General features: G+C 71.6%; 11 protein-coding genes. 8 read left to right on the top strand and 3 right to left on the bottom strand.

Features of this window, described 5'->3' with window-relative positions:
• The first annotated feature begins 1 nt into the window (after position 1).
• From AC3AP7_RS08265 to AC3AP7_RS08300, 8 genes are read left to right on the top strand one after another with little or no spacing between them, the layout of a single operon-like run.
• Positions 2-682: a LolA-related protein gene (locus tag AC3AP7_RS08265; RefSeq protein WP_475768020.1), complete on the top strand. Its 681-nt coding sequence runs from the start codon at positions 2-4 to the stop codon at positions 680-682.
• Positions 682-3,225, top strand: a complete 2,544-nt coding sequence (locus AC3AP7_RS08270; protein ID WP_475764093.1) for an MMPL family transporter — start codon at positions 682-684, stop codon at positions 3,223-3,225. The genes AC3AP7_RS08265 and AC3AP7_RS08270 overlap by 1 nt, the downstream gene beginning before the upstream one ends.
• Positions 3,222-4,145 (top strand): polysaccharide deacetylase family protein, encoded by a 924-nt coding sequence (locus tag AC3AP7_RS08275; RefSeq protein WP_475764091.1) that lies wholly within the window; start codon positions 3,222-3,224, stop codon positions 4,143-4,145. The genes AC3AP7_RS08270 and AC3AP7_RS08275 overlap by 4 nt, the downstream gene beginning before the upstream one ends.
• Positions 4,146-4,153: 8 nt before the next feature.
• Complete coding sequence (locus AC3AP7_RS08280; protein ID WP_475764089.1) at positions 4,154-4,303, top strand: hypothetical protein; 150 nt, start codon at positions 4,154-4,156, stop codon at positions 4,301-4,303.
• Positions 4,304-4,359: 56 nt separating this feature from the next.
• Positions 4,360-5,589 carry a beta-ketoacyl-[acyl-carrier-protein] synthase family protein gene (locus AC3AP7_RS08285; RefSeq protein WP_475764087.1) on the top strand — a complete coding sequence of 410 codons (1,230 nt, stop codon included), beginning with the start codon at positions 4,360-4,362 and terminating at the stop codon, positions 5,587-5,589.
• Positions 5,586-6,455 carry a beta-ketoacyl synthase chain length factor gene (locus AC3AP7_RS08290; protein WP_475764086.1) on the top strand — a complete coding sequence of 290 codons (870 nt, stop codon included), beginning with the start codon at positions 5,586-5,588 and terminating at the stop codon, positions 6,453-6,455. Before AC3AP7_RS08285 ends, AC3AP7_RS08290 begins: the two co-directional genes overlap by 4 nt.
• Positions 6,452-6,967, top strand: a complete 516-nt coding sequence (locus AC3AP7_RS08295; protein ID WP_475764084.1) for an ApeP family dehydratase — start codon at positions 6,452-6,454, stop codon at positions 6,965-6,967. The genes AC3AP7_RS08290 and AC3AP7_RS08295 overlap by 4 nt, the downstream gene beginning before the upstream one ends.
• Positions 6,964-7,281, top strand: a complete 318-nt coding sequence (locus tag AC3AP7_RS08300) for a hypothetical protein (protein WP_475764082.1) — start codon at positions 6,964-6,966, stop codon at positions 7,279-7,281. Before AC3AP7_RS08295 ends, AC3AP7_RS08300 begins: the two co-directional genes overlap by 4 nt.
• A gap of 60 nt (positions 7,282-7,341) precedes the next feature.
• On the opposite strand, the gene AC3AP7_RS08305 is transcribed toward AC3AP7_RS08300, so the two are convergent.
• The 3 genes from AC3AP7_RS08305 to AC3AP7_RS08315 form a co-directional block, all read right to left on the bottom strand.
• A complete protein-coding gene (locus tag AC3AP7_RS08305) occupies positions 7,342-8,367 on the bottom strand; it encodes an aldo/keto reductase (protein WP_475764080.1) in 1,026 nt (341 codons plus the stop codon).
• Positions 8,368-8,569: 202 nt separating this feature from the next.
• The gene (locus AC3AP7_RS08310) at positions 8,570-10,735 is read right to left on the bottom strand and encodes a hybrid sensor histidine kinase/response regulator (RefSeq protein WP_475764079.1); all 2,166 of its coding nucleotides are present in this window, start codon (positions 10,733-10,735) and stop codon (positions 8,570-8,572) included.
• A gap of 299 nt (positions 10,736-11,034) precedes the next feature.
• Entirely contained in the window at positions 11,035-11,460 is a 426-nt protein-coding gene (locus tag AC3AP7_RS08315) for a response regulator (protein WP_475764077.1), read from the bottom strand.
• Positions 11,461-11,897 lie beyond the last annotated feature (437 nt).

Consider the following 11,897-nt stretch of genomic DNA (forward strand, 5'->3'; position numbering starts at 1 on the left):
GCTGCGCGCGCTGCACCGGGCCGTTGTGCTGCTCGTCGCGCTAGGCGGGGTCGCTCCCGCGCTGTGCGCGGCGCACACCGCAGCGGACGCCGCGCCGGCGACGGCGGTGAAACCGGCGCAGGACAATGCCGCGGCGAGCGCGACCGCGGCGCGCGCCGCACCGGGCTGGACGCTCGACCAGCTGATGTCTGCGCTGGGCCATCGCCAGTCGGGCCGCGCGCGCTTTGTCGAAACGAAATACCTGTCGATCGCGACCGCGCCGATCGTGTCGAGCGGCGAGCTGGCATTCGACGCGCCCGACCACCTGGAAAAACGCACCGACAGCCCGAAGCCGGAAGACCTCGTGGTCGACGGCGACATGCTGACCATCGCGCGCAACGGCCATCGCTACACGCTCGCGCTCGCGCACTATCCGGTGCTCGCGGCGTTCATCGACAGCCTGCGCGGCACCCTCACCGGCAACCGCTACGCGCTCGAAGCGGTCTACCAGGTGGCGCTCGCCGGCAGCCGCAACGACTGGACGCTGACGTTGACGCCGCGCGACGCGCAGATGCGCGCCTCGATCAGCACGATCACGCTTTCCGGCGCGCAGGACCGGTTGCGCACGGTGGCCATCCGCCAGGCGGACGGCGACCATTCGCTGATGCGCCTGCAAGACGACGCGCACGACGCGGCGCGCTGATGCCCGGCCGACCGAGCGCCTTCGCGCCGCGCGTGGCGCGCCTGCTGCGGCATCGCGCGGTGCTGCTGTGGATCGCGTTCCTGCTCGCCTGCGCAGCGGCGATCAGCCGCGCGAGCTTCACGGCGGACCTCTCCGCGTTCCTGCCGCGCACGCCGAGCGCGGGGCAACGGGTTCTCGTCGAGCAGTTGCGCGACGGACTCGTGTCGCGGCTGATTCTCGTGGGAATCGAAGGCGGCGACGCGGCGGGCCGCGCGACGCTGTCGCGCCGCGTCGCCGCCGCGCTGCGCGCGCAGCCCGCGTTCGCGGCGGTCAACAACGGCGAGCCGGTCGGCGCCGTGCGCGATTCGCGCTTCATCTATGCGCATCGCTATCTGCTGAGCCCCGACGTCACGCCGCAGCGGTTCAGCGAGGCCGGACTGCACCAGGCAATCGGCGACAGTCTCGATCTGCTCGCATCGTCGGCGGGGATGTTCACCAAGGACCTGTTGCCGCACGATCCGACCGGCGAGGTGATGGCGTTCGTGAGCCGCCTCGACAGCGGCGCGCAGCCGCTCACGCAGGACGGCGTGTGGGTGTCGCGCGACGGCCGCCGCGCGGTGCTGGTCGCGCAGACCGCCGCCGCGGGCTCGGACACCGACGCGCAGGCGCACGCGATCGCGGCCGTGCAGCGCGCGTTCGACGCCGCGCGCCGCACGCTGCCGGACGCCTCCGCGTACCGCCTGCAGATGACGGGACCGGGCGTGTTCTCGGTGCAGGCGCGCGACGACATCAAGCACGACGTGGCGCGGCTGTCCGCGGTGAGCCTTGTGCTGATCGTCGCGCTGCTGCTGCTCGTCTACCGCTCGCCGCTCACGCTGCTGCTCGGGCTGCTGCCGGTGCTGACCGGCGTCGCGGCGGGGCTCGCGGCGGTGAGCGTCGCGTTCGGCACCGTGCACGGCATCACGCTCGGCTTCGGGACGACGCTGATCGGCGAAGCGGTCGATTATTCGATCTACCTGTTCGTGCAGTCGGCGCGCGCCGCACCCGGCGCGCCCGCCGACGACGCACTCGCGGCCTGGGTCGCGCGCTACTGGCCGACGATCCGCCTCGGCGTGCTGACGTCGGTATGCGGTTTTGCGTCGATGCTCTTTTCCGGCTTTCCGGGCCTCGTGCAACTGGGCCTCTACTCGATCGCGGGCCTGTGCGCGGCCGCGCTCGTCACGCGCTACGTGCTGCCCGCGTTGCGCGGCGCGCGCTTTGCGATCCGCGATACGTCGCGGCTCGGCGCGGCGCTCGCGCGCGCCACCGCGTTCGCGCCGCGCCTGCGCGCGCTCGTGGCCGTGCTGCTGATCGGCGCGGCGGCGGTGCTCGTGTCGCACCGCGCGCACCTGTGGAGCCACGAGCTGGCCGCGCTGAGCCCCGTGCCGCCGCGCAGCCAGGCGCTCGACGCGCGCTTGCGGGCCGACGTCGGCGCGCCCGACGTGCGGTATCTCGTCGTGATTTCGGGCGCCAGCGAACAGGCGGTGCTCGAAGGCGCGGAGCGGGTCGGCGCGCAGTTGCAGCCGCTCGTCGCGCGCGGGGTGCTCGCCGGTTACGACAGTCCGGCGCTGTTCCTGCCGAGCGACGCCGCACAGCGCGCGCGCCGCGCGAGCCTGCCGCCGCCCGCGCTGCTCGCCGCGCGGCTGCAGGCCGCGCTGGCCGGCCAGGCGATCGCGCTGAGACGAGGCGCGTTCGCGCCGTTTCTCGCGGACGTCGAAGCGGCGCGCCACGCGCCGCTCATCACGCGCGCGAATCTGCGCGGCACCTCGATGGCGCTCGGCGTCGATGCACTGCTGACCCGGCGCGACGGCCACTGGAACGCGATGCTGGCGCTGCGCGCCCCCGCTGCCTCGGCCGCGGGTCGAGGCGAGGCGGCGGAGGCCGCGGAGACGGCGGCCGCCGCGAAACCGAGCCTCGACGCCGCCGCCGTGCGCGCGGCGGTCGCGCGCGCGGGCGTGCCGCAGGCGCTGTTCGTCGACATGAAGGCCGAGGCGAACCGGCTCTATGTCGACTACGTGCGCGAGGACATTCATCTGTCGCTGGCGGGCTTCGGCGCGATCGTCGTGCTGCTGCTGATCGCGTTGCGCTCGCCGCGCGCGGTGCTGCGCACGCTCGCGCCGCTCGTCGCGGCGGTGCTGGTGGTGAGCGCCGGGCTCGCGCTCGCCGGCGAGCCACTGACGATCCTGCATCTGATCGGGATGCTGCTGATCGTCGCGGTCGGCTCGAACTATGCGCTGTTCTTCAACCGGCGCCGCGAGCCGATTGCGCCGCAGACGCTGGTGTCGCTGCTCGTCGCGAATCTGGCGACCGTCGCGGGCTTCGGACTGCTCGCGTTCGCGCGCGTGCCGCTGCTGCAGGCGTTCGGCCTGACGGTCGGGCCCGGCGCGATCCTCGCGCTGCTGTTCTCCGCGATGCTCGCGCCACGGGTGGACGCGGCAGGCGCGCCAGGCGCTGTAAATGCCGCCGATGTCCCCGAACTCGCGCGCGAGCCCGCCCACGAACCCGAACCGGGCACGCACCGATGAGCCCCCTGCCCCCCGCCGGCGCACCGCGCCCGCCTGTATGCCGTGCCGCCGCCGGCGGCCCGGACGACCTCTGCGCCACGTCCCCGCCGCGCGCGTGGCGGCCCGCGCCGCTGATCGCCGGCACTGCGGCGCTGCATGCGGCCGCGGCGGCGGGCATCGTGCTGATGCCCGACGCGTGGCCGTGGGCTGCCGGCGGCGTGGCGGCCTCGCATCTGGTGCTGACCGCAGCCGGGCTCTGGCCGCGCAGTACGGTGCTCGGCCCGAACTGGACCCGCCTGCCGGCAGGCGCCGGCGCGCAGATCGCGCTGACGATCGACGACGGCCCGCACCCGGAAGTCACGCCGCGCGTGCTCGATCTGCTCGACGCATTCGATGCGCGCGCAACCTTTTTCTGCATCGGCGCGCAGGCCGAGCGCCACCCCGACTGCGTCGCGCAGATCGTGGCGCGCGGCCATGCGGTCGAAAACCATAGCCAGCGGCACCGGCATCATTTTTCGCTGCTCGGCCCGCGTGCGCTCGCGCGCGAGATTGCCGCCGCGCAACACACGCTCGCCTCGCTGAGCGGCACGGCGCCGCGGTTTTTCCGCGCGCCGGCCGGCCTGCGCAACCCGTTCCTCGAACCGGTGCTGTGCCGGCTCGGGCTGCAACTCGCGAGCTGGACGCGGCGCGGTTTCGACACGCGCAGCCGCGATGCCGGCGCGGTCGCGCAGCGTCTGCTGCGCGGACTCGCGGCACGCGACATCCTGCTGCTGCACGATGGACATGCGGCGCGCGGCGCACACGGCCGGCCGGTGGTGCTCGACGTGCTGCCCGCAGTGCTCGGCGCGGCGGCCGCCGCGCAACTGCGCTGCGTGACGCTACGCGACGCGCTCGATGCCTTCGACGCCGCCGGCGCGCCGCAGCGCGCACGCAGCCCATGAAGCAGCCCATGAAGCAGCAAGTGACGCCGCACGCGATGCAGGCGGCGCGCCCCGCCCGACGGCGCTCGCGCGCACGCGCTTTGCTAACATGGGTGAATGGCGCCGCGTCGCACGACGCCTTCGGCACGGCTTTCTCGAACAGGACGGAATCGCAGTGACACCCGCAGTGATACCCGCAGTGATACCCGCAGTGACACCGGCATCGACACCCGCAGTGACCCCTCTGGAGCTCACGCATTTCACCGCGACCAGTTGCGTCGGCCGCGGCCTCGGCGCGCTGCGCGCCGCGCTGCGCGAGCGGCGCGGCGGCCTAGCGCGCTGCGGCTTCGAGCACGCGGCGCTCGATACGTGGATCGGCGAGGTGGCGCACGTCGATGCGCATCCGCTGCGCGCCGACCTGCACGATTTCGCGTGCCGCAATAACCGGCTCGCGCAGCTTGCGCTCAACGAAGACGGCTTTGCGCAGGCGGTCGAGGCGGCGCGCGCGCGCCATGGCGCCGCGCGCGTCGGCGTGTTCATCGGCACCAGCACCGGCGGCATGCTCGAAACGGAACAGGCCTATCGCCGGCGCGATCCGCAAAGCGGTGCGCTACCCGGCGATTTCCGCTACGCGCAGGCGCACAACCCGTATTCGGCGGCGGCCTTCGTGCGTCGCTACTTCGATCTGCAGGGGCCGGCGCTGGTCGTGTCGTCCGCGTGCTCGTCCGGCGCGAAGGTGTTCGGCAGCGCGCAGCGCATGCTGGAGACCGGGCTCATCGACGCGGCCGTGGTCGGCGGCGTCGATTCGCTGTGCCTGACGACGCTGTATGGCTTCAATTCGCTCGAATTGCTGTCGTCCGAACCCTGCAAGCCGTTCGACCTGCATCGCAGCGGCATCTCGATCGGCGAAGCCGCCGGCTTCGCGCTGCTGCAGCGCGCGGGCGCGCCGGCCGAACGCGCGCCCGACGCGATCCTGCTGGTCGGCATCGGCGAGTCGAGCGACGCGCATCATATGTCGTCGCCGCATCCGCAAGGGCTCGGCGCGCAGCAGGCGATCCGCGCGGCGCTCGCAAGCGCGGGGCTCGCCCCGCACCAGATCGACTACATCAATCTGCACGGCACCGCGACGCCCAGCAACGACAGCGCGGAGAGCCTCGCGGTCAACGCGCTGTTCGACGGCACGCCGTGCAGCTCGACCAAAGGCGCAACCGGGCACACGCTCGGCGCGGCCGGCGCACTCGAAGCCGTCATCACCGCGCTGTGCCTGCGCGATCAGTGGCTGCCGGGCGGCGTGAACACGACGCAGCCGGACCCGTCGCTCGGCGTCAACTATCTGCTCGACAGCCGCCGCGCGCCGCTGCGCGCGGCGCTCAGCAACGCATTCGGATTCGGCGGCACCAACTGCAGCCTGCTGTTCGCCCGCGCAGATGCGCTTGCCGCGTTTCGGACAGGAGCGCCGTCATGACCCGGCTCAGTGCGCGGATCGAAAGCGTCGGCCTGCTCGGGCCGGGACTGGACAGCTGGCCCGAAGCCGCCGACGTGCTCGCCGGGCGGCGTCCGTATGTTCCCGCGCGGACCGCGATCCCCGCGCCGGCGCGCTTGCCGCCCGCCGAGCGGCGCCGCACCGGCGCGAGCGTGAAGCTCGCGCTCGCGGCGGGACTCGAAGCGCTCGACGCGAGCGGCCGCGACGCCGCGCAACTGGCCACCGTGTTCTCCGCATCGGGCGGCGACGGCGCCAACTGTCACGCGATCTGCGAGACGCTCGCGGGCGACGATCGCGCGCTGTCGCCGACGCGCTTTCACAACTCGGTGCACAACGCGCCGGCCGGCTACTGGAGCATTGCGACGCGCGCGATGGCGCCGTCGAACGTGCTGTGCGCGTACGACGGCAGCTTCGTGGCCGGGCTGCTCGAAAGCCTGTGCCAGCTTGCGACGCAGCGTGCGCCGACGCTGCTCGTCGCGTTCGACACCGACTATCCGCCGCCGATGCGCACCGTGCGGCCGGTGCCCGATGCGTTCGGCGTGGCGCTCGTGCTCGCGCCGCTGGACGACGCGGTGTGCCCGCGCGCGCTCGCGCGCATCGACGTGCAGCTGACGCAGGCGCCCGCCACCACGCTCGGCGACCCCGCGCTCGATGCGCTGCGCGGCAGCATTCCTGCCTCCCGCGCGCTGCCGCTGCTCGCCGCGCTCGCGACGCAATCCGATGCAAGCGTCGTGCTCGACTATCTGCCGGATCTGCGGCTGCAGGTCGATATCGCGCCGTACGCCGATACGGGCGATTCAGCCCGTTCAGCCGACATCCAGCCCGACGCGCGCGAGGCGCCGCGATGAACACGCTCGCCGCACAGCCGCACTTGCCCGACCACGCGTGGATCGCCGCGCACATTCCGCACAGCGGCGCGATGTGTCTGCTCGATGCCGTGCTCGCGTGGGACGACGCGCGGATTCGCTGCACGGCGTCGAGCCATCGCGACGCCGCCAATCCGTTGCGCGCGCAAGGACGGCTCGCCGCGATCTGCGGCATCGAGTACGCGGCGCAGGCGATGGCCGTGCATGGCGCGCTGCTCGGCGACACGGATGCGCGGCCGCGCGCCGGCCTGCTCGCGAGCGTGCGCGACGTCGAAGCCCACGTTGCGCGGCTCGACACCGTCGACGCGCCGCTGTGCATCGAAGCCGAGCGCCTCGGCGCCGCACACAGTACGATTCTGTACCGCTTCGCGCTGCATGGCGGCGAGCGCCTGTTGCTGACGGGCCGCGCCGCCGTGATGCTCGACGCGAACGGTTTGATCCCCGGAGCCGCACAACCTGCGAGCGGCCCCTCACTGTCAGGAACGAGACGATGAAAAAATTCGAACTTCTGCTGGCCGCCCTGCTGGTTGCCGCGCTGAGCCCGCTTGCGCACGCGGATCTGTCCGATGGCGTGCACGCGTTCAAGACCGACGTGAAGAGCGCCGGCAAGGCCACGGGCCACGCGATCGGCCACGCGGCGCACGCGGTCGGGCGCGACGCGAAGGCCGCCGGACACGCAATCGGGCATGACGCGAAAGCGGTCGGCCACTCGGTCGGACATGGCGCGAAACGGGCCGGCCACGCGATTTCCAACACCACGCGCCACGACTATCACGCGACGAAGAACTGGGTGAAGAGCAAGACCTGAGCGCCGTTTCGGCAGGCGCCGGCCAGGCCGCGCGCAGCGCCGCCCGCCGGCGCCGCCCGCTTACACCGGCGACGGATTGCGCTCGGCGAAGCCTTGCTGATGCCAGTACGGATAAGCGGGACGCCGGTAGCTCGCCGCATCGAGCTTCGCGACCTGCCCGGGCGTCAGGTTCCAGCCGACCGCGCCGAGGTTCTGGCGCAACTGCGCCTCGTTGCGCGCGCCGATCAGCACGCTCGACACGCCCGGGCGCTGCAGCAGCCAGTTCAGCGCGATCTGCGGCACGCTCTTGCCGGTTTCGGCGGCCACCTCGTCGATTGCGTCGAGCACGTCGAACAGATAGTCGTCCGGTACCGGCGGCCCGATGTCGGCCGTCTTGTGCAGCCGGCTCGTCGCCGGCAGCGGCGCACCGCGCCTGAGCTTGCCGGTCAGGCGTCCCCAGCCGAGCGGACTCCACACCACCGCGCCGACACCCTGGTCGAGCCCGAGCGGCATCAGCTCCCACTCGTAGTCGCGCCCGATCAGCGAGTAGTAGGTCTGGTTCGCGACATAGCGCGGATAGCCATAACGGTCCGCGACATCGAGCGATTTCATCAGGTGCCAGCCGGAGAAGTTCGAGACCCCGGTGTAGCGGATCTTGCCCGCGCGCACCAGATCGTCGAGCGTGGACAGCACTTCGGCGACCGGCGTTTTCGCATCGAAGCCGTGTAGCTGGAACAGGTCGATGTAGTCAGTCTGCAGGCGGCGCAGCGCTGCGTCGACCGCGGCGATCAGATGAAAGCGCGACGAGCCGACGCTGTTCGGGCCGTCGTCGAAGCGAAACGTTGCCTTCGTCGACAGGATCACCTTGTCGCGCCGGCCCTTGATCGCCGCGCCGAGCACGCTCTCGGACGCGCCGTTCGAATAGATGTCGGCGCTGTCGAACAGCGTCACGCCCGCGTCGAGGCAGATGTCGACGAGCCGCGTCGCCTCGGCGACGCCGGAGTTGCCCCATGCCTCGAAAATCTCGCCCTTGCCGCCGAACGTGCCAGTGCCGAAGCTCAGCACCGGCACCTTGAAACCTGATGCGCCCAGATGTCGGTATTCCATTGAAGACTCCCCATTCGGTTTCGACAGACCCACGGGCGACCAGTCTACGCGCGCGTCCGCGATCCTGCCGGCAGGCCGGCAACCGCGTGGCGGGGTATGCAGCGGGGCATAGGGTTGCGCGTGAGGTTACGCGTGAGGTTGCGCATCTGGCGGGACCGCGGAGGCGTCTGACGCACCGGCCGCACCGGTCGCATCCGATACGCTATGCGCATTGCAGCAGCGCGTGCAGCGCGTCGATGTCGAACGGCTTCGCGAGCACTGCGACGCCGATGTGCCGCGCGCGCTCCAGTTCGTCCGCGTAGCCGGTCATCAGCGCAATCCGTTGCGCGGGCCACACGCTGCGCACACGCTCGGCGAGATCGACGCCGTTCAGGCGGCCCGGCATCTGGATATCCGAGAGCACCAGCGAGAAGCGCTCGCCGGTGCTCAGCACGTCGAGCGCGCGGTCGGCGGTGATCTCGTGGCGCACCGCGCAGCCGAACGTCTGCAGCACCGCCGCGATCCCCGCGGCGACGTCCTCATTGTCCTCCACCAGCAGCACCGCACCCTGGGCGTCGACGGACGCCGGGGTCTGCGGCGCCGTCCCGGGCGCCGGCACGGCGCGGCGGTGCGGCAGATACAGGCGCACTGTCGTGCCGCTGCCGGGCACGCTGTCGAGCTTCGCGGTGCCGCCCGCCTGCTCGCACATCGCCAGTACCTGGGTGAGGCCGAGACCGGTCCCCGCGCCGTGCGCACGGGTGGTGAAGAGCGGCTCGAACGCGCGCTGCATGACCGTGTCGGTCATCCCTTCGCCGTCGTCGGTGCAGGCGATCAGCACATATTCGCCGTCGGGCAGCAGCGTGTCGCTCGACACGAGGCGCACGTTCTGGCAGCGGATCATGAAGCGGCCGCCGCGCGGCGTCGCAGCCCGCGCGTTGGCCGCGAGATTCACGAGCGCGAACGCGAATTCGGTCGGGTCGGCAACGACCGGCCACAGCCCCGTTGCGACATGCAGCGCGAACTGCACGTTCTCGCCGAGCGCCGCGCGAATCAGCGTGACGGCCTCTGGCAGCCATTGCGCGAGATCGAGCGGCGCCTGCCTGAGCGGCTGCTTGCGCGCCACGCTCAGGAGCCGCCGCGTGAGCGCTTCGGCACCGGCAATCGCATGCTCGACCGCGCCCACCTCGGCGTCGACGCCGTTGCAGTGCTTCTTGCGCGCGAGCGCCATGTTCGACGACACGACCATCAGCAGATTGTTGAAATCGTGCGCGACGTTGGCCACGAGATTGCTGAGGGCGCCCATGCGCTGCAACTGCCGGCTCGATGCTTCGGCGGACAGGCGCATTGCGACCTCGCCCTGCCAGCGCTCCCACGCGAGCTGCTCGGCGGCCAGCCGGCGCAGCGAGAAAAACACCAGCAGCCAGACCGATGCGCACGGCACGAGCGCGATGGCCGCCAGCAGCGCGAAATGGCGGCGCCATTGCGCGGCGATCGCGCCGGTCGCACAGCCGCTCACGACGTACACCGGATAGTCGCCGACGCGCCGGAAGGCAAGCAGCCGCTCGACGCCGTCGATGCCCGACTTCATCCGCACTTCGCCGAACAGTTCGCGCTCGCGCAGCGCGTCGACGAGCGGCGTGTGCGCGGCGGATGCCGCGGATGCCGCGTGCGGCGGCCATGCGGGATAGCGCACCAGCGGATGCCCGTCTTCGCGCAGCAGACCGAGCGAAAGCGAAGTGTCGTGATTCGTCAGCTCGCTGTAAAAGCGCGAGAAGTAGCCGCTGCGCAGCACGATCTGCACGACGCCGAGAAAGCGCCCGTCCTCGGCCGAGCGGCCGATGCTGGTGTCGAACACGCTGGCGTCCGGCGCGGACGGCGCGGCGAGCGGGCCCGCGGCCGGCTGCGAGAAATACGGCTGCGGCCGCCTCTCGCGCGCCGCGGCGAAGTCGCCGCGCTGCGCGATCGAGCGCGCGGGTGCGGGGTAGACGCGGCTTGTCGCGAGCAGCGTGCCGTCGGTGCCGTAGATCGCGATGGCCGCGATCTGCGAGAAGCGGCCGACGAGCGCGCGCAGGCGCGCGTGCAGCGGGGCCTGCTGCGCGCGGATCGCCGCGTCGTCGGCGTCGTCGAGCAGGTCCAGCAGACGCGCGCTTACCTGATAGTTCAGGTCGAAGACCTTGACGGCCTGCTCCTCGCCGACGCGCGCGAGCCGGTCGATCTGGTTGCCCGCGTCGGCGATGCGGCGTTGATAGTCAAAGTATCCGTAGCCCGCGAGGCACACGAGCGGGAACACGATCGATACTGCCAGCACGACGAGCAGCACGCGCCGCGTTGCAGCAAAATTGCGCAGCGGCAGGGGCAGGTCATCGGCGGCGCGCTCGGCGGGTTGCACGTGACGATCTCCAGCGACCAGCAGCAGGTTCGTAGCCGTCTCGCCGCGCGCGGCCTGAGCGGCGCGCGGCGCGCAGCCGGATCGCGATCCGGCCCGCTCCGGCCTCTACTGCGACTTTACGACAGCCGCGCGCTCAGCACAAACTCAGCACAAACCGGTCATGCGGCCTGTCGCGGGGCCAGCATCGCGCGTGCCTGCCCCGGCCGGTGGCGTGGCGCGCATCGATTGGGCCGGTTTTCGATTTGCAGTCCTGATTAAATGAGCCGGATTCAATCGACGCGCGACCGCGCGTCCGGCGTTCACTCGCAGGTCGTGGCGGCTTCGAGCACGCGCAGCAGCCGTTGCGGCGTGAGCGGCTTGGCGCAATGCGCGTCGAAGCCGACCGCCTTTGCTCGCGCCCGGTCGCCCGACGACGAGAACGCCGTACATGCGACCAGCAACATATGCGCGGTCGCTGGATGCGCGCGCAACCGTCGTGCCAGCTCGAAGCCGTCGAGCCCCGGCATCTTGATGTCGAGCAGCACGGCAAACGGCTGCCATGCCTGGGCCACCTCGCACACGGCAAGCGGATCGTCGAGCGCGCGGCATTCGAAGCCGTCCGCATCGAGCAGCCATTGCAGCGCATCGGCGGCCTCGCGATAGTCGTCGACGACCAGTACGCGCCGATGCGTAACGCTCGCCTGGGCGATCGGGCGCCATACGATCACATCGTCGCCGTCGTCCATCCCGTGTTCCGCTGTCACTGTTTGCGCTCCCTTGCCCGGTGCGGGCACATCGGCTCGCGGGCGCAAGTTTCGCGCCCGCTCGCGCGGCGCGCCGGTTCGCGCTGCCCGCCCTCAGACACAAGTAGCAAAAAGCACGAGGGTCGCCCACTGTCGGAAACCCGCTGTGTGAGGACAACCGTGCACACGAGGTCCAGCCTGCGTCGCTTTCGCGCGGGCACGCCAGGGAAATTCCGGGGCTCGCCGGCCCACACTCTGGACGATGCGCCCGCCCTTGCCTTGCTCGACGACAGGCTTCGCTTCACGCACCATGCTTCACGCATAGGACAGCGGCATACGACAACGGCGCGCGGTCGACGGCAAGCGAAGCACAGCCGCGCTTGTCGCGCGTCCGGTGCGGCTTGCCCACCCGGCCCGCAGCGTCCCCCCGCCGAACCCGT

The sequence above is a fragment of the Paraburkholderia sp. PAMB 6770 genome, from assembly GCF_057748135.1.